We start from the raw sequence: 20511 nt of genomic DNA, 5'->3' as shown, positions 1-20511 counted from the left end.
TTCTGGATATCAAGTGTCATGTTTGAGTTAATAGCAAGTGATCTTCGCTTAAAAGGTTACAGCGTTCAAAAGGACGCATTAGCCCCCAGCTTGATTTCGGGACTCTTGGAAACCTTCACTTCCATGGCTGCTGGCGAATTGAAACAGGCTGGTATCGGCCGCGCGCATGGCCAGCAAGCGAATTCCGAGATTCGTCGCGACGAAATTGCCTGGATTGAAAGCACGCATGGAGGCGCTGCGGGTCGCTGGCTTGAATTCAGTGCACAGCTACAGCAATACCTGAACCGCACTTTGATGTTGGGCCTGTTTTCCTTTGAATCTCATTTCGCACATTACGCACCGGGTGCTTTTTACAGAACCCATGTGGACGCGTTTAAGGGACAGGCCAATCGGATCTTGTCGGTGGTGTTGTACCTAAACCCGGAATGGGGCCCGGAAGATGGCGGGGAAATGGTCTTGTATTCAGACCAAGGTACTCAAACCGTCTTGGAAACCATTCAGCCATTGGCTGGAACCCTTGCTGTTTTTTTAAGTGAAGACTTTCCGCATGAAGTGTTGCCCGCCAAGCGCCATCGCTACAGCATTGCCGGATGGTATCGAGTCAACACATCCAGCACACTGTGCATTGATCCACCTACCTAGGATGGGTCGGCGACAGTTGTTTTTTACCAGCGCAACAGTTTTGGTCCAAGCACTGCACCCAACACACCGCACAGCGCAATACCCAGTGTGTACCAAACAGCAATAAAAGGTGCTGCTGGTTCGGTACAAGCCAGGGCATAAGCCAATGCCGCCACAGAGCCTGAGAACAATCCACAGGCTGCCCCGGCGGCAGTCAGGTCGGTAGGGGCGAAACCACGCATGGCCCAAAATGCACCAGCCATCACGGGAAGTGACAGCGCCAGTATGGCCCATGGACATACCAGCCACGAATGCCCCAAGAGTGCGGCAGCTCGTTCAGACGCTGGAGTGCCCAAGTAAGAAAGTACCCCTGCCATCAACATAATGATCACCACACCAACCACCGCCGAGGTAGCCTGCTTGCCTGATGCGCCTGGTTTCCCAAGGCGAGCAAAGAGCCAGCCCGCAGTAATCGCGAGTGTGCTTGCGTATCCAATTTTTATCCAAGGGCCAGGCTCCGAAAACATGTCACCGGGTATCAATCCCAGAACACCCAATACGATCGCTGCAGCGATCAGGCCACCTCCAATACCGGCGGGTACCAGGCGGTTGGTTACAGACACCTTTGGTGCTGGACCAGCTTGGTTTGCAATCATTGTAATTAGATCATCTGTTTTCATGTTTCACTCCTGACCAAAGCTGCCAGTTGTTTTAATCCCCGGTGCACCTGCACCTTCAGAGCGGCCACCGATACACCGCTGCGTTCTGAGGCCTCAATCATCGATAAACCTTCAATCTTGGTGAGCAGAATGGCTTGTCTTTGTAATTCCGGTAACTGTTCCAGTAACACGCCCAAATCACGTTTCGAGGGCAATTCTTCTTGCGACACCGGGTGTTGGTCCTCGGTCAGGTCATCCAGCGAATCGTTCAGATTGTCTCGTCGACCGCGCCTGCGCCACAAATCGACCAATTTATGTCGAGCGATTGCAAACACCCAACTGCTTACGGGCAAGGTCTCGTCATACGTGCCACGCTGCATGTGCAAAGCCAACAAGGTTTCCTGCACCAAATCCTCAACCTCGTCAGGCAAGGCTTGAAGTCTACGACTATAAAAACGACGCAGACGCTGGGCAATTTTGGACAGCGCTTCCCGATAGGCTGCGGAGTCTCCGCCTTGCGCGCGCATCCACAAAGGTTTGAGCGAAAGCTCAAAATCATCTTGAGGGTGCACGGTAATGGATTCGCTAGGAAGGGTCATTCGGTTACAAAGGCATGCTTTTAAATGTTCCAAGACACTACCACACTTCAAATGCGGCTTGCAGTCAGCGGGGTGACCATGAACCCCTACTATAATGGGAGCTGTCTTAAATACTCGCTAGCATTGGGAGAACAACATGTTGCAATCGATCAAAACACGCGCTGCTGTGGCTTGGGGCCCAGGTCAACCTTTATCAATCGAGGAGGTTGATTTGATGCCTCCCCAAAAAGGCGAGGTACTCGTTCGGATTGTTGCAACTGGTGTTTGCCACACAGACGCTTACACCTTGTCCGGAGATGATCCTGAAGGGATTTTTCCGGCGATTCTGGGCCATGAAGGTGCCGGGATTGTTGAAGCTGTTGGAGAGGGTGTAACAAGCCTGGCGGTGGGTGACCATGTCATTCCGCTTTACACCGCCGAATGCAGGGTGTGCAAGTTTTGCACTTCGGGTAAAACCAATCTGTGTCAAGCGATTCGAGCCACGCAAGGCAAGGGATTGATGCCCGATGGCACCACTCGCTTTTCCAAAGATGGCAAACCGATTTATCACTACATGGGCACCTCCACTTTTGCAGAGCACACGGTGGTGCCTGAAATTTCACTGGCAAAAATTGATCCCAAGGCACCCTTGGAGAAAGTTTGTTTGCTGGGATGTGGAGTAACCACTGGTATAGGCGCCGTGCACAACACTGCCAAGGTTAAGGCTGGCGACACAGTCGCTATATTTGGATTGGGAGGAATCGGTTTGGCTGCAATTATTGGCGCTGTGCAGGCCAAGGCCAGCCGAATTATTGCAATCGACATCAATGCAGACAAGTTTGCTATCGCCAAAAAATTGGGTGCGACTGATTTTGTGAATCCCAAGGACCACAGTAAACCGATACAGGAAGTCATCGTGGAAATGACCGATGGCGGTGTCGACTTCTCGTTCGAGTGCATTGGTAACGTGAATGTGATGAGATCGGCACTGGAGTGCTGCCACAAGGGTTGGGGCGAGTCAGTGATTATTGGGGTTGCAGGCGCTGGACAGGAAATTGCCACACGCCCGTTTCAATTGGTGACAGGCCGTGTGTGGCGTGGCAGTGCGTTTGGCGGAGTGAAAGGCCGCACGGAACTGCCAGGCTATGTGAACCGCTTCATGAATGATGAAATTGATCTGGACACATTTATTACCCACACCATGCCTTTGGAGCGAATCAATGAAGCCTTTGATTTGATGCACGAGGGTAAATCCATTCGCACAGTAATCCATTTTTAATATGAAATTACTCAGCAGCGTTCAATGCTTTGGTGGTCTGCAAAACCAGTATGAACATGTGTCAGAGGTGCTGAATTGCAGCATGCAGTTCAGCGTCTATTTGCCACCCCAAGCCCAGGCAGGGCAGCGGGTACCGGTGGCGTACTGGTTGTCGGGATTGACATGCACTGATCAGAACTTTACTACCAAGGCTGGTGCACAACGAGTAGCAGCGGAGTTGGGAATCGCCTTGGTGATGCCCGACACCAGCCCGCGTGGAGAAGGCGTGCCCGATGACGTTGACAAGGCTTATGATTTTGGATTGGGTGCTGGTTTCTATGTGGATGCCATTCAGGCGCCCTGGAACTCACACTACAAAATGTATAGCTACATCATTGATGAGTTGCCAGCCCTGATCGAAGAAAGTTTGCCGGTTAGTCAGCTTAAATCGGTTTTTGGTCATTCAATGGGGGGCCATGGGGCGCTTACCATCGCATTGAACAACCCGGCTCGCTATGCGTCGGTGAGTGCATTTGCGCCTATAGTCAGCCCCACGCAATGTCCCTGGGGGCAGAAGGCCTTGGCTTTGTACCTGGGCAACGATCCCGCAGTCTGGCAGCGTCATGACACTGTGGCGCTCATTCGCGCGGGCGCTCAGCAACTTCCCATGTTGATCGACCAAGGTTTGTCCGATAACTTTCTGGCTTCGCAACTGAAAACCGAATTGTTGGAGGCGGCTCTGCAGGAAACCGGTTATCAAGCCGAAGTTCGTTACCAGGCTGGGTACGACCACAGCTACTATTTTATTGCTACCTTCATTGAGGATCATTTGCGTTTCCATGCGCGGTATCTGAAATAAGCCACTCGCGCGTTGTTGAAACCATATAAAAACAGGATGAGATTCAGATGAGCAAATCACTGAGGTTGTCAGAAAAATGGTTTCGCCGCGGCTTGTGGATGGTGGCCGTGGTTTTCGCATGGTTCCTGATCGGTTTGGGTGGCACGCTCGTGGGCGATTTGCCTCAAATTGAACAAACCCAAACGCTCGAAGATTTCATGGATCCAATCGAACTAAAAACAGTTCGAGAGCAGATCCGAAAGACTGAACTCAACGAGCGCGAGGTGAGTGATGCTTTGGAACAGTCAAGACTGAAGCACAGTGCGGCTGAGGCTGATACAGATTCCGAACGGGAGAAGTTCATGGCGTGGGTGGCCACACGCAAGGCCACTGCACTTCCTGATCAAGACCAGGAGCTGATTGCTAGAACCGAGCGAGTTGACAATCTACAGGCCCTGGAGCGAGTGGCGCTGGCTCAGTTGGAAATGCAGCAGAAATTGCTGCTGGATGCACAGCAGGCCAATCGAAAAGCACAATTGCAATTGAATGACTTGGAGCGTGCTGCACAAGGCGAATACACCAGTGCCATTCAAAGCCAGGAATTGCGCGTGTTTGGCTATCGCCTCGCTTTGACTTTGCCGCTGTTGCTGGTCGCTGGCTGGTTTTACAAAACCAAGCGTCAAAGCACTTACTGGCCCTTCGTGTGGGGGTTTATCTATTTCGCCTTGTTTGTATTTTTCGTCGAGTTGGTGCCGTATCTGCCCAGTTACGGGGGATACATTCGCTATATCGTGGGTATTGTCATTACGGTACTGGTGGGCCGTCAGGCGATTCGTGCCCTGAACCGTTACCTGGAACTGCAACGATTGGCCGAAGCGCAACCTGAAACAAAGCGACGAGAAGTTCTGGATTACGACACGGCACTGGCACGTTTGCTTAAAGGCATTTGCCCAGGCTGTGAACGCACGGTTGACTTGAAAGACTCGGCGATTGATTTTTGTCCACATTGCGGAATAGGTCTTCACGACAAGTGCACAGCCTGTGGTTCTCGTAAAAGCACGTTTTCAAAGTATTGTCACGCTTGTGGTACTGGGGCTCGCTTGCCTGACCCACCAGCGCAAGCCGCGCAGCCCTAGTCGATTGCGGGATATTTCAGGGCATTTTTCACCAGTTTTTTCTGGGCGGCATCGATTGGGTCGATGTGCAACTGATTGCAGATTTGTAGCAGGTAAAGCAGCACGTCGGCCACTTCTTCTTTGACTTCATCCAGCTTGCTGCCCTCGATGCCCCTTGATTCTTCCTCGGTTAGCCATTGAAAGTGTTCCAGCAATTCTGCCACTTCGACCGACAACGCCATACTGAGGTTTTTTGGGGAATGAAATTTTTCCCAACGCCGCGCATTGGAAAATTCGATCAATTGTTGTTGAAGTGCTTCAAGGCTGTCTTTGCTCATGCTTTGAGATTATCAAAAAAAACGCCGGCTTGTGGCCGGCGTTTTCATTTACGCGTTCGATGATGGGTAATCAATGTAGCCTTCTGGCCCTGGAGCGTAATAAGTCTGCGGGTTACCCTCCGCCAAGGGTGCGTTCAGTTTCAGGCGCTGCACAAGGTCGGGGTTGGAGATGTAAGCCCGTCCGAAAGAAACCGCATCGGCCCAGCCGGTTTCCAGGGCATTGATCGCCATGTCACGGGTATAGCCGTTGTTCACGATGTAGGTACCTTGGAACGTTTTGCGGGCCCATGCGTAATCAAAACCGGGTACATCGCGGTCACCGCCCGTCGAGCCTTCAATCATATGGATGAAGCCGATTCCACGCTGGTTTAATTGCTCGATCAGGTAGCCAAATACAGCTTGAGGATTGCTATCGCTCAGATCGTTGAATGGTGTTACCGGGGACAAGCGAATGCCCACCTTACCCGCACCGATTTCAGCAATGACTGCGTCAACCACTTCAAGGGCAAAGCGCGCACGGTTCTCGGCACTGCCACCATATTGATCGGTACGTTTGTTGGCGCCATCGCGCAAAAACTGGTCGATCAAATAACCATTTGCCCCGTGGATTTCCACGCCGTCAAAACCAGCCTTGATGGCATTGGCCGCACCTTGGCGATATTCATTCACGACCACTTTGATCTCATCTGCGCTCAGCTCATGTGGCACTGGCACCTCTACCTTGCCATTGTGGGTGTAGGCCACTATATTGGGCTTTACCGCTGAAGGCGCAATCGGGCTCAGGCCGCCAGTCAGGTCCGGGTGTGTAATGCGGCCAACATGCCAAATCTGCGCAATGATTTTGCTGCCAGCGGCATGAACGGCGGCGGTGATCGGTTTCCAGCCTTGTACTTGCGCCTCGGAATATATTCCGGGCGTAGCCATGTAGCCTTTCCCGGCTGGCGAAACCTGCGTTCCTTCGCTGATGATCAAGCCCGCATTTGCGCGTTGCTTGTAGTACTCAATGTTCATGTCGCTGCCAGGAATATCTCCTGCTGCTTCGTCTGAGCGACAACGCGTCAACGGGGCCATGACAACCCGGTTTTTCACTTCAATACTGCCAATTTTTCCGGGTTGAAACAGTTTCAAATCATCAACGTTGGCAATTTGTTCATTCACGTGTGGGGTGGGTGCATTCATGCTTTGGTACTCCTCTTGTGTTGCAGTGCAATGTTGCACATTATGCGTATTCACAGCCCATGGATCTACGGAACAGTTGTTATAGTATTTATTCCTGAGGGGAATATATTAAGGAATCGCTGAATGGATCGCTTGAAGTTGATGGAGACGTTCGTCAGGGTGGTGGAAACAGGCAACTTCTCCGCGGTGGCAAGGCAGGCCCACACAACACAGTCAGCCATCAGTAAACAGGTGCAGGCCTTGGAGGCTGACGTTGGCGTTTTATTGCTTGTGCGCTCCACCCGCAGCCACGCGTTAACCGAGGCGGGACGCCTGTACTACCAACGGTGTCGGCAAGTGCTTGATACTTTGGAGGAGGCCCGAAGCGAAGTGCATCGCGCTGAACACGAGGTTAGCGGTCTTTTAAGGGTAGCTGCGCCTGTCGCATTTGGCCGAATTCACATTGTGCCTCGACTCGCCGCATTTTATGAGCGATATCCGAAAATGCGAATTGACCTGCAACTAGACGACAGTTTTGTCGACCTGGTGGCAGCGGGTATCGATGTGGCCTTCCGTGTGGGCGAACTAAAAGACAGTCGCCTGATTGCAAGGCGGATTGGCTCAGTGAGCAGGGCAGTTATTGTGTCCGCAGCTTATTTGGCACGCCACGGTACTCCTCAAAAACCCGATGATTTAAGCGCACACAACTGTCTGCTTTACACAGGAATCGACAACTTCAATGAATGGACCTTTTACGGCAGCAAAGACAAAGCCATCACTGTCCGTGTAGGAAGTAACTTTCAATCAAATAGTTCTGAGGCAATTCGTCAAGGTGTTCTCGAAGGACTGGGCATTTGTTATTCACCCACCTGGATTTATGGTCGCGACATTCGAGATGGTAGCGTTCAAACAATTTTGAACCACTACAAGCCAAGTACTTTGCCACTGAATGTGGTATATCAACCTGAACGTCGCCCTTCCATCAAGATCAGCAGTTTTGTGGACTTTTTTACAGAAACTTTTAATCAAGACCCCGATTTGTCGACCGTGATTCGATCCTATAAAGCTTAAGTAGGCCCTCTACGGCCAGCAAACTAAGTGACAGCCAAATGGCGAGATAGGTGGGCCACTCCTGCTTGGCGATTGATTCGCCGATCAAGAACGCAACCACCACCAAAAGCACAGGTTCTACGTAGCCCAGCAAACCAAACAAACTAAATGGCAACATACGGCTCGACAAAATATAGGCGATCAAGGCTGAAGCACTTAACACCCCCAACAGGATAATCAGCAAAGGTAGCTGAAGTTGTAATCCCGTCATTTGGGCCAAGCCTTCGCCATTCAGTGCAAAGTACAGCGCCAGCGGGGTCATTAGCAACATGTCAAACCACAACCCGCCCAGATTGTCTATTTTGAATTTTGACCGCAGCACAAAGTAATAGGGATAACCCAAACACACCAAGAGGGAGGTCCAGGCGAATCCCCCAGCTTGAAACACCGCATTGGTAACACCAAGCAGTGCCAGTAACACAGCCAGTTTTTGAAGTTGACTGAGTTTATCCCGGTAGTAAAAGCGGCCAATTAAAACCATCACCAGTGGCATCATGAAATAGCCCAAAGAGACATTCATCGCATGCCCATGCAAAGGGGCCCAAAGGAAAAGCCACAGTTGTGTGCCAAGCAGCAGGGACGACGCTGGTAAAGCCAGATAAAGTTTCCACTCGGTTTTCAACCTCAGCGCAATCGATTTGATCAAACCCCACTCTTTAGTCCAGATCAAAAAAAGTGTCATCACTGGCAGGGTCAGCAGCATTCTCCAACCATAAATTTCCTCCCCACTTAAAGGATCAAGCAAGGTGGTGTAGTAGTACATGCTGCCAAACAGTACAGAGGCCAAAATGGAGAGAAAAACGCCTTTTTGCATAATGTGTAGGACTAGTGCCTTTCAGATGTGGCGAAAAGTAAACAATTGTGAAATTTAAAAAATAACCATAATTCTGATTTTGTCTAGTTCGCAAAATAGACATTCAGGTGGTTTTTTGCGCTGCAACAATTGTATGTCGAAATTGTTAAAAAAAGGAATTTGTACAAAGTAGCATTGTGATCAAACTTGTTGGTTTCAAACCTGAAAAATTGACCGCAAATCGACATTACATTTTCTGGATCTTAATTGCCATATTCATTAATATTCGCAGGTCCAAAAACACAGGCAATCACAGCAATAGTTTTTGGCGATCAACCGGGTGCGCTCAGGTGAGCGCTGTTCGTTCGCAAGGAAACCTTGCATTGCAGTGCGCATTCACTGGTCCGGAGACGAGTGTTTGTCAAGCTGAACAGGTGTGTTGGGTCATGAAAATCTATGTGTGTTTGTTGGTGTTATTCAGTGTGGTCGTTGCATTGTTGCTTCGGCTTCTAGATCTTAGCTGGCCCTTGTCGCTCATTGGTGGCTTGTTGGCTTTCAGTGGATCCACAATTTTGCTGCTGGGTTTCAGTGTTCAGCGCTTGCTGTCCGATCAAGGTGAAAAGGCGGGTAGCAAAAATTTCTTCAGCCTGATATTGAAAGGCAAGTCTTCAAAAACGGAATGATTCTTTTGCGGGTAAGGCCATATTGACCGAGTGTTAAATATGTGCAATTTTCTCGAGGTGTGCTTCGATGATGAGCGATGACACGATCGCTTTGATATCGAATTACACGCCTGCCTTACTCATAGAATCAGGAGACAAAATGAAGAAGCTCAATAAACTTTTGTCATGCGCGGTCTTTGCCTCAGCCAGTCTGGCGATGAGCGGTGTCGCGACAGCAGCAGCCCCTAGTCTTACCGCAACAGCCGTTTTGACCAAATTGGAGAATCCTTGGGACATGGCGTTTCTGCCAGATGGCGCCATGTTTTTCACTGAGAAATGCCATGGCCTGTCGGTCCGCTTACCCTCGGGCTCCGTGAACAAACTGGTTGGGATGAAAGACGCCAAGGGTTATGCGGACGCTATGCCAGATTTGTTTTGTGACGGTCAGGCTGGTATGAATGGTGTGGCGGTGGATCCTGATTTTGCAAAAAATCGATATGTCTATGTGTATTCCACCTCCAGCAAATCGAATCCGCAGACCAACCGGGTGATCCGGTTGAAAGTAAACGCAGACTTGAGCAAAACCTCTGATCGAACAGATATCGTGGATGACATCCCTTACAAAACTGCGGCAAGCGATCATCCTTTCGGTTCCTCGGGTGCCCACAATGGTGGGCGAATTCGATTCAATTCTGGCGACGGTTTTCTGTATGTGACCACTGGCGACACGCACAATGGCGCTGTGCCACAAAGCCCCACCAAGCTGGGTGGCAAGGTGTTGCGGATTGACCGGGACGGTAAGGCCGCCGCGGGCAACAAGCCGCCCAAGGGTTTTGATGCGCGCGTGTTCACGTACGGCCATCGCAATCCCCAAGGTATTGCATTCCGTCCAGGTACCAATCAACCGGTTACGGCCGAGAATGGACCTTGGCACTCCGATGAGGTCACTGTGCTGAGTAATGGCGGCAACGCTGGATGGGACCCACGACCCAATGTGGGTGGCCGTGGAGATTGCCCAGACGCTTATTGCGGTTACAGCCCGAATCAAATGGGTGCCATGGAACCCGTGAAGCGTGCGGCATTTATGCCGATGACAGACACCAAAACCTATCCCAAAGCCATGAAGCCAGCCTGGAACAATGAAAACTTGTCGCAGGGCATGTCTTCGGGGGTTTTCCTGAATGGTAAACAGTGGAAAGACTGGGACGGGAAAATGGCCGTTGGGTATATGGGAATTGGTATCCATGGAACTCCCGTCGGTAACCGCATCGACTTGCTCGACATCAGCAAAGATGGCTTGACAGCCAAGCGCAGCATCATGCCTTTGCCCATGCCCGCGGGTCGCTTCCGTTCCGTGGTGCAAGGTCATGACGGCAACCTGTATGTGGCCACCGATGAAGGCGAAATTTATCAGATCAAACCAAACTAAGTTTTTCTAGTTGAGAAGTTAAAGCCGTGCTGTCCCATCGGGGTGGCGCGGCCCTGGAGAGGGAAGTATTCATGAAGAAGTATGCAGCCTTGATGATTGCTGGCTCAATGTTCACAGCGCTTGGCAATGCGGTGGCCAGCCCTGAAATGGTTAGAAAGTACAACTGTACGGCATGCCATGCCGAGGACAAAAAGAAGTATGGCCCCACCTATCAACAAGTGGCTTTGAAATACGCCGATGAGGCGGGGGCGGCCGAAAAGCTGGCCAAGAAAATCCAGTCGGGTGGTGCTGGTGTGTGGGGCAATACGCCCATGCCTGCGCAACCGCGGGTAACCGACGAGGACGCAATGACGATTGCCAATTACATTTTGTCGGTGAAGTAAACTAAAAAGGCCACCCAAAGGGTAGCCTTTTTTGCTTTATTTGGTGGAGCCGGCGGGAATTGAACCCGCGTCCGCAAATCCTCCACTACCAGTTCTACGTGTGTAGTCGTCTTGTTTGTGTTTAACGGCTACTGACGAAAAGCGACATTCTTCAGCATCCGCGATCCACCTAATTTAACTTACCGGCCGGCAGCATTCCGGTAAGCGGTCCGATGTAGATGATCCCACCGCGGGTTTGACCCCGCCCAGCCCATCGGCGAGCTGGTGTAGGAAGTCCAAACTAAACTGGCTTAAGCGGCCAGTTTGAGTTCGGGGCTAAACGAAGAGTCGTTTGCGTTTAAAGTTTTTCAGATGGATTTACGAGGTAACTGATCCTCGACACGCCCCAATAGCTTTGCAACCCACGTCGAAACCAGATCGACCCCATTGGAAAACCAATTGTAACACTCTTGATGTGGGGGCTCACATTCTAATTTCAAGCCATTTGGCCAAATCGTGGGCAGTTTTTACAGTTGCATCCGCACGCCATTGCTCAATCGGGCTGGCAATGTAGCCATATTCAACCGCCACAGTGGTCATGCCAGCCTCTCTGCCCGCAATAATATCCCTTTCGTCATCGCCAATCATCACGCATTGCTCGGTGGGCAAACGCATTTGACCAGCCGCCATGAAACAGGGCTGAGGGGAGGGTTTTGGCTTTTCGGCTGTGTCGCCGCCAATGAGCACACTGCAACCTTGGGTCAAACCCAGCTCATGCACAAGCTTTTCAGCCAGGTAGTAGGGCTTGTTGGTGACGATTCCCCACTGGGCACCGCGCGCTTTAATTTCATTCAGCAAGGGAGTAATTCCGCTGTAAACCGAACTTTCTCGGGCAATTCTGGCCTCATAGCGTTCAAGAAATTCTGCACGCATGGCCGGAAACTCCGGGTAATGCATTTCAAGCCCGAAGCCTGCTCTCAGCAAAGCGCGCGCCCCCCCGGAGGCGAGGTGTTCCATCGCTCGATAGGGGGTAATGTCAATTCCTCTATCGCTTTGCATGTCTTGAATGGTGCCGCACAGGTCGGGCGCAGTGTCTACGAGCGTACCGTCCAGATCAAACAAAATTCCTTTTAAAGGCACGGTTTAACCCCTCAAGCCGGTTTTCTGCAGGCCACCATGTAATTCACATCGGTGTCGCGAGCAAGGCGATAAACCTTGGTCAGGGGGTTGTACACCAAGCCAATGATTTCAGAGAAATCAAGTTTTGATTGGCGTGCATATTGCGCCAGTTCAGAGGGTTTGATGAATTTTTTGTACTCGTGAGTACCTTTGGGAAGCAGGTTCAGCACGTACTCCGCGCCGACAATCGCAAAAACGAAGCTTTTTGGATTTCGGTTGATGGTCGAGAAAAACAGCCAGCCACCCGGTTTACACAAGTCGGCACAGGCCTGAATGGTTTGGGCAGGATCGGGTACATGCTCTAGCATTTCAAGGCAGGTCACGACATCGAATGTGCCTCGCTCTTCAGCGGCCAATTGCTCTGCTGAGACAAATCGGTAATTGACATTGTTCACACCAGTTTCAAGCTTGTGCAGTTCGGCTACTTTCAGCGATTTATCTGCCAGGTCAATGCCCAGAACATCCGCACCCCGGCGAGCCATGCTTTCAGCCAGAATGCCACCACCGCAGCCCACATCCAGAACCCTTTTTCCTTTCAGGCCGACACGTTCATCGATCCAGTTTAATCGAAGCGGGTTGATTTCGTGCAGGGGGCGGAACTCACTGTTGGGGTCCCACCATTTGCTGGCCAATGCGGAAAATTTGGCCAGTTCGGCGTGGTCAACATTGTTGTTGGATTCGATACTGCTCATGGGTCAAGGCTCTTCAATAGAATGCGATAGCCTTTAGTTTAACCGAAGGCAGAAACAAAAAAGCCCGGCTAGGCCGGGCTTTTTTGATCAGAACCAGAGGTTGCTAATTACTTGGCAACTTTCTGTGTTGCGTTGAATTCGATCTCAACGCGACGGTTCTTGGCACGACCTTCTCTAGTCTTGTTGTCAGCCACTGGCTGGCTTTCGCCCATGCCCTTGATCTGGATACGGTCAGCGGAAACGCCCTTGCTTACCATGTAGTCCTTAACGGCCTGAGCACGACGCTCGGACAGCTTTTGGTTGTAAGCATCGGAACCGATAGAGTCGGTGTGACCGATTGCGATTACGCTGTTCAAGTCAACCTGACCCAACTTGGCGATTTCAGAATCAATACGGTCTTTACCGCCTTGCTTCAGTGTGGCCTTGTCGAAGTCGAAGTAGGCATCCGCTTCCAGACTTACTTTGGTAATTACTGGAGTAGGTGCTGGTGCGGGCTCAGGAGCAGGTGCTGGTGCAGCAACTGGTGCTGGAGCTGGCTTCTTGGGGATCAAGTCAGGATCACATTCCTGGATTGCCAAAGCGGCTGTGAAGTAGCTGGTGCGGATGCACTCGCCGGAGCCGTCTTTAACAACCTTGCCGCTGCCATCCACTACATAGCCTGACAGGCCTTCACCTTTGTCTGTTGTGTGGGCCATAGCGGCTGTAGACGCTGTACCAATGGCCATTGCCATCAGAACTTGCGTGAGAGTCGACATTTTTTTCATTGTTGCTCCTTGGGTTAAATAGGGGTTCAAGCTGGTTGATAGTTTACAGTAGAGGCTGTCATAGTTATCACCCTCTCAACCAACTTTCTCGACACGAGTCTGCCACACTCGTTGGGTTTTTCGCATGATTTCCCCGACTAATTGTGCCCTTTTGCCCACAAGTTGTTGCGATTGCACAACTTGAACGCCCGCTACCCAAACATGCTTCACATCCCTGGAAGCCCCGCTGTAAGCCAGTTTCGAGACCAGATTGTGGTTGGGTAACTGGTGAGCAGCCTCTCCAATTGCGATTGTGATCAGGTCCGCCTGCAGACCGGGGGCAATACGGCCGATCAAGTGGTCCGCCCCCAACGCCTTGGCCGCGTTACAAGTCATGCTTTTGAGCAACTCACTTGCATTGAAGGCGGTGGCATCGCCACTGGCACCTTTGCAGAGCAGGGAGGCCAAGCGGCCTTCTTCCCACATGTCCAACTTGTTGTTGCTGGCCGCACCATCTGTGCCTATGACCACGTTGACGCCAGCTTTCAGTGCTGCGGCCACAGGCGCAATGCCGCTGGCGAGCTTCAGGTTGGAAGCCGGGCAATGCACCAGAGTCGCCCCTTTGGCCGCCATCACTTGCAATTCATGCTCGTTCAGATGCACGCCATGCACCGCCATCAGGCGTTCATTAATCAGGCCGAGTTGCTCAAACCTGGAAAAGGGCCGAGTACCGTCGCGACTTTCCGCATCGCTGACTTCACTGGCTGTTTCGTGCAGGTGGCAGTGAATCGGCAAATCCAATTCCTCGGCCAGCATCGCCATGTGCTGAAATGTGTCGTCACTCACCGTATAGGGGGCATGCGGAGCAATCGTCCAATGCACGGTTGGCTCAAGCTTGAATTTGTCGCGTGCGGCTATCCCCAGTTCGATGTATTGCTTGGCTTCAGCCGCATAGCGTGTCGGGAATTCGATGACTGTAATGCCTGCAAATACGCGTGAACCTACATCCAGCGCCGCTTGTACAACCTGATCGGGGTAAAAGTACATGTCGTTGAACGTGGTGACGCCGCCTTGAAGCATTTCGGCGGCGGCTAGCACTGTACCGTCATAGACGAACTCTGCATCGGCCAACTCGCCCTCGAGCGGCCAAATCCTGGTTTGCAACCAGTCATGAAGTGCCAGATCGTCTGCTGCACCGCGCAGCAAGTTCATGGCCGCATGGGTGTGGCAATTAATCAAGCCTGGCATGAGCACTTGCCCGGGTAGGTCGATGCGCTCGGCGTCGGGGTGCGCCAGCAACATTTCCTCGCGTGGACCAATCGCCTGAATTTGGTCTTGATGGATTAAAACCGCATGGTTTTCAAGCACTTCAGTGGTGTGGTTCAGGCACAAGAGCCATTGGGGGGTCAGCAGTTGCATGGGCAGGGTCACTAGATGATTTGGAACGCACCATTGCGCCCAGTTTCAGCGATTTTGGCTGATACAATCGAAAGCTTGCAAGTGTAGCGCCAGGGATGTGACGCCGCCGTGAATGGCAGCGTCCTGAATTGTTATTCCTTCAGTCAAATAATTCAACACAAGAAGAAACATGGATTCATTCGCAAAAGAAACGCTCCCTATCAGCCTTGAAGAGGAGATGCGCAGGTCTTATCTCGATTACGCCATGAGCGTAATTGTGGGTCGAGCCTTGCCGGATGTGCGTGACGGCCTTAAGCCAGTGCACCGCCGTGTGCTGTTTGCCATGCATGAGTTGAACAACGACTGGAACCGTGCCTACAAGAAGTCTGCCCGTATTGTCGGTGACGTAATCGGTAAGTACCACCCACACGGTGATTCTGCGGTTTACGACACCATTGTGCGTATGGCACAAGATTTTTCATTGCGCTACATGCTGGTTGATGGTCAAGGTAACTTCGGTTCAATCGATGGTGATAACGCGGCGGCCATGCGTTACACCGAAATTCGCCTCGCCAAAATTGCCCAGGAAATGCTGCTGGACATCGACAAGGAAACTGTCGATTTCGGGCCAAACTATGACGGCAGTGAGCGTGAGCCCAAGGTGTTGCCAGCCCGCTTGCCGAACTTGCTGGTCAACGGCTCATCAGGCATTGCTGTGGGTATGGCCACCAACATGCCCCCGCACAACCTGAAAGAAGTGGTTGCTGCCTGCCTTTACGCGATTGATGCGCCTGAATGTACTGTCGATGATCTGATCGAATTGATCCCCGCCCCCGATTTTCCAACAGCTGGCATTATTTACGGCATCCAGGGTGTGCGAGAGGGATACCGCACCGGCCGAGGCCGTGTGGTGATGCGTGCGAAAACCCACTTCGAAGACATGGACAAAGGCGGTCGCCAGTCTATTATCGTGGACGAATTGCCGTACCAGGTGAACAAGAAAACCTTGCTTGAGCGCATTGCCGAGCTGGTCTCAGAAAAGAAAATCGAGGGTATTTCCGACATTCGTGACGAATCCGACAAAGACGGTATTCGCGTCGTGATCGAATTGAAACGTGGGGAAGTACCCGAAGTCATTCTGAATAACCTGTACAAAAACACACAGCTTCAAGATACATTCGGCATCAACATGGTTGCGCTGGTCGATGGCCAGCCCCGATTGTTGAACCTGCGGGACCTGATTTTCTACTTTTTGCGCCATCGCCGCGAGGTAATTACCCGCCGCACCGTGTTTGAATTGCGAAAAGCCAGGGATCGCGGCCATGTGCTGGAAGGCCTGGCCGTGGCCTTGGCCAATATTGATGAATTCATTGCAATCATCAAGGCGGCGCCTACACCGCCTGTGGCGAAAGCCGATCTGGTTGCAAAAAGCTGGGACTCCTCGATTGTTCGCGAAATGCTGTCGCGCACAGAGCTGGGCGATTCTGGTGGCGCCAAAGCTTTCCGCCCCGAGGGATTGCCAGCCCGTCTGGGTCTACAGGACGACGGCATGTATCGCCTGAGCGAAGTGCAGGCTCAGGAAATTTTGAACATGCGCCTGCAGCGCTTGACCGGTCTTGAACAAGACAAAATCTTGAATGAATACAAGGAAGTAATCGATCAAATCGCTGATTTGCTCGATATTTTGTCTAAACCCGAGCGTATTAATCAGATTATCAAAGATGAGCTGACGTCGATTGGCAACGAGTTTGCAGATGAGCGTCGCTCGATGATTGAATTCAATGCCACCGAACTGGGTACCGAAGACCTGATCACACCGCAGGACATGGTGGTGACACTTTCACACTCCGGCTACATCAAGAGCCAGCCGCTGACCGAATACCGTGCGCAAAAACGCGGTGGTCGCGGCAAGCAGGCGGCCACAACCAAAGAAGATGACTGGATTGACTACCTGTTCGTGGCCAACACGCACGATACGATTTTATATTTTTCAAATGCAGGCCGTGTTTATTGGCTGAAGGTGTATGAGGTGCCGCAGGGTTCTCGCACCTCGCGTGGTCGTCCCATCATCAACATGTTCCCCTTGGCGGAAGGCGAAAAAATCACGGCTGTGTTGCCAGTGAAAAGTTTTGAAGACGAAGACAAATATGTCTTGATGGCCACCAGCCTGGGCACTGTCAAGAAGTCCAAACTCAGCGATTTTTCCCGTCCCATGAAGCGCGGCATTATTGCGGTGAATTTGGATGAAGGTGACTTCCTGATTGGTGCAGCCATGACCAACGGCACCAATGACGTGATGTTGTTCAGTGATTCCGGCAAGGCGGTGCGTTTCGATGAAAACGATGTGCGCGCCATGGGCCGCAATGCACGTGGTGTTCGCGGCATGAACCTCGAAGAAGGCCAGCGAGTTATCGCCATGTTGGTGGCAGAAAGTGAACAACAATCCGTGTTGACCGCTACCGAGAATGGTTTTGGAAAGCGCACGCCTGTCTCCGAGTACACCCGACACGGCCGCGGTACCAAAGGCATGATCGCCATTCAAACTTCTGAGCGTAATGGCAAGGTTGTATCCGCAGTGCTGGTGAATCCAACAGACGAAATCATGTTGATTACCACGGGTGGAGTGCTGGTTCGCACGCGCGTGTCCGAGATCCGTGAAATGGGGCGCGCAACACAAGGCGTCACATTGATCAGCGTGGATGAAGGTACATGGCTTTCGGGCTTGCAGCGCATCGTGGAGTCCGATGCTGAAGACCTTGGGGAAACTGACGAAAACGGTGACTCGGCACAAGCTGATGAATAAGTCGAAAATGATTTGAACGGTTGATTGCACAGGGCGAGCATGTCTAGAGTTTGGAATTTTTCTGCGGGTCCGGCAGCTTTGCCTGAGCCAGTCTTGCGCAAGGCTGCGGAGGAAATGCTGGATTGGCAGGGCAAGGGTTTGTCCGTGATGGAGATGAGCCATCGCAGTCCTGAATACACCAGTATTTTCGACAAAACCCGCAGTGACTTTCGCAAGTTGTTGAACGTGCCGGATACACATGATGTGTTGTTCATGCAGGGTGGCGCTGTTGGCATGAATGCAATTGTGCCAATGAATTTGCTTCAAGGTTTTGAGCAGGCTGCATTCGTCAATACCGGTGCATGGTCGAAAAAGACTACCAAGGAGTTTTCAAAGTACGGATTGGCCCGTGTGGTGCTCGACAACGCAAATGCACTGACCGACACCGCGGCCGCTTGCTACGTTCCTGAGTGTGCTTCATTGCTTGACCGCGTGAATGGCCAACAAATGGCCTATTTGCATTATTGCGACAACGAAACAATCAGTGGCGTCGAGTTCAATGGGCAAATTGAGTCACTTGCCAGCCAACTGGATTGTCCTGTGGTTGCGGACATGTCCTCAAATATTCTGTCGAAAACGCTCGATGTGGCCAAATACGGCTTGATTTATGGCGGTGCACAAAAGAATGTGGGCCCCGCTGGCGTCACCATTGTAGTGATCGACAAAGAACTGCTTAATCGGGCTTTGCCAATCTGTCCATCCGCGTTTGAATTCGGTACCGTGGCTGAAAACGGTTCCATGTACAACACGCCGCCAACGTATTCTATTTATATCGCTGGCTTGGTGTTTGAATGGTTGATTGAGAAGGGTGGTGTGCCTTGGGCGCAAGCCCAGGCACAAGAAAAAGCGGCCTTGTTGTACAACACGATTGACAGCAGTGCGCTTTACAACTGCCCGGTTCGAATTTCTGACCGTTCTCGCATGAATGTACCTTTCACGCTGGCCGACGAGACGTTGAACGGAAAATTTCTCAGCCTTGCCGCAGAGCGTGGTCTGGTGCAGTTGAAAGGACATAAATCTGTGGGTGGCATGCGCGCGTCTATTTACAATGCCATGCCTCTGGAAGGGGTTAAGGCGTTGGCTGAGTTCATGCGCGAATTCGAGAAAACGGAGGCTTGATGAGTACGCCTGATATCAATGCCGAATTGCTGAAGTTTCGCGATCAAATCGATGACATCGATCAGCAAATGTTGATTTTGCTCAACAAAAGAGCAAGCCTCGCTCAGTCGATTGGTCATGTGAAGGCGAAAACCGATGCCCCCGTCATGCGCCCCGAACGTGAAGCGCAGGTGCTCGACAAACTAAATACCGCCAACACTGGGCCTCTGAGTTCACAACACATTCACACCTTGTTCAAGGAAATCATGTCGGCTTGCCGCTCTCTGGAGCGCGAGGTACACGTGGCTTTTCTGGGGCCTTTAGGTACTTACAGCGAACAGGCGGTTTGGTCGTTCTTTGGACACTGCGTTCAGGCCGAACCAGTAGAAACCATTGAAGAGGCTTTTCGACAGTTACAGGCTCAGCAGGTCGATTTTGCTGTGGTGCCAGTTGAGAATTCGACAGAGGGGTCGATTGCCCGCACGCTGGACGCCTTGGTTGAGTCAAGCGCTTTGGTGTGTGGCGAAGTTCAGTTGGCTATCCATCACCAATTGCTGTGTCAAACCGGATCGCTGGACGGCATTGAAAAAATATGTGCCCACCCGCAAGCCTTGGCACAGTGCCGTGGGTGGCTTTCGCAGTATGCGCCTCACATTCAACAGGAAACCGTAGCCAGCAACGGTGTTGCTGCCCAAATGGCCAGTGAAAACGCAAAAGTGGCAGCCATTGCAGGCCAGGCCGCGCGAGAGCGTTATGGCTTGAAAGCATTTCAGGAACATATTCAAGACGATGCCCACAACACCACTCGTTTCCTGGTTTTGGGCAATCAATTAACAGGGCCTTCCGGGGTGGATAAAACAAGCTTGGTTGCATCCGTGCCCAATCAGCCGGGTGCAGTGTACAAAATGCTGGAACCCTTTAACGCCGAGAATGTGTCAATGACCCGGCTGGAGTCTAGACCCGCCCGCAATGGACGCTGGGAGTATTATTTTTTCATAGATTTGCAAGGCCATCAAAGCGAGCCAGCAGTGGCCAAAGCTTTGGAGCAACTGAGAAAAAGCGCATCCTTTTTGAAAGTGCTGGGTTCGTACCCGGCAGCACAACGCAACTGAAAGCAGCACCATGCAAAAACTGACCGAGCAAGCCCCTCAATTCATTCGTGCCATTGCCCCCTACAAGGCCGGTAAACCGGTGTCTGACGTGGTTCGAGAACTGGGTCTCGACCCCAATACAGTGGTCAAGCTGGCCTCCAATGAAAATCCCTTGGGGCTGGGTGAAAAAGCCAAGGCTGCGATTGCGCAGGCTGCGACCGATTTGGGCCGTTACCCGGACGCGAACGGTTTTTCCTTGAAGGCCAAACTGGCTGCTCGTCACGGTGTAAAACCTGAGCAAATAACCTTGGGCAATGGTTCCAACGACGTACTGGAATTGGCGGCAAAAGCTTTTCTGACGCAAGGGACCAATGCCGTATTTTCGCAGTACGCATTTGCGGTTTACCCCTTGGCTACACAGGGATGCGGTGCGCAGTCCAAGGTAGTGCCTGCGGTTTGCTTTACTCACGATCTAGATGGGTTTTTGAAGTCCATCGATTCTCAAACGCATGTAGTTTTCATCGCCAACCCCAACAACCCGACCGGC

General features: G+C 51.7%; 21 protein-coding genes and 1 other RNA gene. 12 read left to right on the top strand and 10 right to left on the bottom strand.

The annotated features are described in order from the left end of the window. Positions 1–105 precede the first annotated feature (105 nt). Positions 106–642 carry a 2OG-Fe(II) oxygenase gene (locus B4N58_RS10820; RefSeq protein ID WP_291749087.1) on the top strand — a complete coding sequence of 179 codons (537 nt, stop codon included), beginning with the start codon at positions 106–108 and terminating at the stop codon, positions 640–642. Between the two features lie 23 nt (positions 643–665). Here B4N58_RS10820 and B4N58_RS10815 read toward each other — a convergent pair whose 3' ends face one another. Both B4N58_RS10815 and B4N58_RS10810 read right to left on the bottom strand, forming a co-directional pair. After that, positions 666–1301, bottom strand: coding sequence for a DUF1109 domain-containing protein (locus tag B4N58_RS10815; protein WP_291749084.1), 636 nt, complete (start codon positions 1299–1301; stop codon positions 666–668). Further along, positions 1298–1879 (bottom strand): sigma-70 family RNA polymerase sigma factor, encoded by a 582-nt coding sequence (locus B4N58_RS10810; protein ID WP_008252981.1) that lies wholly within the window; start codon positions 1877–1879, stop codon positions 1298–1300. The genes B4N58_RS10815 and B4N58_RS10810 overlap by 4 nt, the downstream gene beginning before the upstream one ends. 148 nt (positions 1880–2027) lie before the next feature. Between B4N58_RS10810 and B4N58_RS10805 the strand changes: the two genes are divergently transcribed. From B4N58_RS10805 to B4N58_RS10795, 3 genes are read left to right on the top strand one after another with little or no spacing between them, the layout of a single operon-like run. Next, entirely contained in the window at positions 2028–3137 is a 1110-nt protein-coding gene (locus tag B4N58_RS10805) for an S-(hydroxymethyl)glutathione dehydrogenase/class III alcohol dehydrogenase (RefSeq protein ID WP_291749109.1), read from the top strand. Position 3138: 1 nt separating this feature from the next. After that, the gene (gene fghA / locus B4N58_RS10800; protein WP_291749081.1) at positions 3139–3975 is read left to right on the top strand and encodes an S-formylglutathione hydrolase; all 837 of its coding nucleotides are present in this window, start codon (positions 3139–3141) and stop codon (positions 3973–3975) included. A gap of 47 nt (positions 3976–4022) precedes the next feature. Next, on the top strand, positions 4023–5090 hold the full coding sequence (locus tag B4N58_RS10795; RefSeq protein WP_291749078.1) for a zinc ribbon domain-containing protein: 1068 nt from the start codon (positions 4023–4025) through the stop codon (positions 5088–5090). Here B4N58_RS10795 and B4N58_RS10790 read toward each other — a convergent pair. Together B4N58_RS10790 and B4N58_RS10785 are read right to left on the bottom strand one after the other, a co-directional pair. Continuing rightward, on the bottom strand, positions 5087–5407 hold the full coding sequence (locus tag B4N58_RS10790; protein WP_008252973.1) for a nucleotide pyrophosphohydrolase: 321 nt from the start codon (positions 5405–5407) through the stop codon (positions 5087–5089). The genes B4N58_RS10795 and B4N58_RS10790 overlap by 4 nt on opposite strands. A gap of 48 nt (positions 5408–5455) precedes the next feature. After that, positions 5456–6586 carry an alkene reductase gene (locus tag B4N58_RS10785; RefSeq protein ID WP_291749071.1) on the bottom strand — a complete coding sequence of 377 codons (1131 nt, stop codon included), beginning with the start codon at positions 6584–6586 and terminating at the stop codon, positions 5456–5458. Between the two features lie 123 nt (positions 6587–6709). On the opposite strand from B4N58_RS10785, the gene B4N58_RS10780 reads away from it, so the two are divergent. Next, positions 6710–7636 carry a LysR family transcriptional regulator gene (locus B4N58_RS10780; protein ID WP_291749069.1) on the top strand — a complete coding sequence of 309 codons (927 nt, stop codon included), beginning with the start codon at positions 6710–6712 and terminating at the stop codon, positions 7634–7636. On the opposite strand, the gene rarD is transcribed toward B4N58_RS10780, so the two are convergent. Then, complete coding sequence (gene rarD / locus B4N58_RS10775; protein ID WP_291749066.1) at positions 7587–8489, bottom strand: EamA family transporter RarD; 903 nt, start codon at positions 8487–8489, stop codon at positions 7587–7589. The genes B4N58_RS10780 and rarD overlap by 50 nt on opposite strands. A gap of 425 nt (positions 8490–8914) precedes the next feature. On the opposite strand from rarD, the gene B4N58_RS10770 reads away from it, so the two are divergent. The 3 genes from B4N58_RS10770 (at position 8915) to B4N58_RS10760 (ending at position 10942) form a co-directional block, all read left to right on the top strand. Then, positions 8915–9151 (top strand): hypothetical protein, encoded by a 237-nt coding sequence (locus tag B4N58_RS10770; protein WP_156799717.1) that lies wholly within the window; start codon positions 8915–8917, stop codon positions 9149–9151. A gap of 139 nt (positions 9152–9290) precedes the next feature. After that, positions 9291–10559 carry a PQQ-dependent sugar dehydrogenase gene (locus tag B4N58_RS10765; RefSeq protein ID WP_291749062.1) on the top strand — a complete coding sequence of 423 codons (1269 nt, stop codon included), beginning with the start codon at positions 9291–9293 and terminating at the stop codon, positions 10557–10559. A gap of 71 nt (positions 10560–10630) precedes the next feature. Next, a complete protein-coding gene (locus B4N58_RS10760) occupies positions 10631–10942 on the top strand; it encodes a c-type cytochrome (RefSeq protein WP_040513668.1) in 312 nt (103 codons plus the stop codon). Between the two features lie 41 nt (positions 10943–10983). On the opposite strand, the gene ssrA is transcribed toward B4N58_RS10760, so the two are convergent. The 5 genes from ssrA to B4N58_RS10735 form a co-directional block, all read right to left on the bottom strand. Then, positions 10984–11367, bottom strand: a transfer-messenger RNA (tmRNA) gene (gene ssrA / locus B4N58_RS10755). A gap of 37 nt (positions 11368–11404) precedes the next feature. After that, positions 11405–12061 carry an HAD family hydrolase gene (locus tag B4N58_RS10750; RefSeq protein ID WP_008252764.1) on the bottom strand — a complete coding sequence of 219 codons (657 nt, stop codon included), beginning with the start codon at positions 12059–12061 and terminating at the stop codon, positions 11405–11407. A gap of 11 nt (positions 12062–12072) precedes the next feature. Next, the gene (gene ubiG / locus B4N58_RS10745) at positions 12073–12792 is read right to left on the bottom strand and encodes a bifunctional 2-polyprenyl-6-hydroxyphenol methylase/3-demethylubiquinol 3-O-methyltransferase UbiG (protein WP_008252762.1); all 720 of its coding nucleotides are present in this window, start codon (positions 12790–12792) and stop codon (positions 12073–12075) included. A gap of 107 nt (positions 12793–12899) precedes the next feature. Continuing rightward, complete coding sequence (gene ompA, locus B4N58_RS10740; protein WP_008252761.1) at positions 12900–13556, bottom strand: outer membrane protein OmpA; 657 nt, start codon at positions 13554–13556, stop codon at positions 12900–12902. Positions 13557–13631: 75 nt separating this feature from the next. After that, the gene (locus B4N58_RS10735; protein WP_291749055.1) at positions 13632–14954 is read right to left on the bottom strand and encodes a TRZ/ATZ family hydrolase; all 1323 of its coding nucleotides are present in this window, start codon (positions 14952–14954) and stop codon (positions 13632–13634) included. Positions 14955–15123: 169 nt separating this feature from the next. Between B4N58_RS10735 and gyrA the strand changes: the two genes are divergently transcribed. The 4 genes from gyrA to B4N58_RS10715 all read left to right on the top strand — a co-directional run. Further along, positions 15124–17736 (top strand): DNA gyrase subunit A, encoded by a 2613-nt coding sequence (gene gyrA, locus B4N58_RS10730; RefSeq protein ID WP_291749053.1) that lies wholly within the window; start codon positions 15124–15126, stop codon positions 17734–17736. 39 nt (positions 17737–17775) lie between these two features. Beyond that, on the top strand, positions 17776–18894 hold the full coding sequence (gene serC / locus B4N58_RS10725) for a 3-phosphoserine/phosphohydroxythreonine transaminase (RefSeq protein ID WP_291749050.1): 1119 nt from the start codon (positions 17776–17778) through the stop codon (positions 18892–18894). Continuing rightward, a complete protein-coding gene (gene pheA / locus B4N58_RS10720; protein WP_291749048.1) occupies positions 18894–19985 on the top strand; it encodes a prephenate dehydratase in 1092 nt (363 codons plus the stop codon). Before serC ends, pheA begins: the two co-directional genes overlap by 1 nt. A gap of 10 nt (positions 19986–19995) precedes the next feature. Then, positions 19996–20511, top strand: a 516-nt coding sequence (locus B4N58_RS10715) for an aminotransferase class I/II-fold pyridoxal phosphate-dependent enzyme (protein WP_291749046.1), incomplete at its 3' end; no start/stop codon positions are given.

This window comes from Limnobacter sp. UBA3528, from assembly GCF_002377005.1.
Taxonomy (GTDB): domain Bacteria; phylum Pseudomonadota; class Gammaproteobacteria; order Burkholderiales; family Burkholderiaceae_B; genus Limnobacter.
This window is presented reverse-complemented; position numbering and strand designations above follow the sequence as displayed.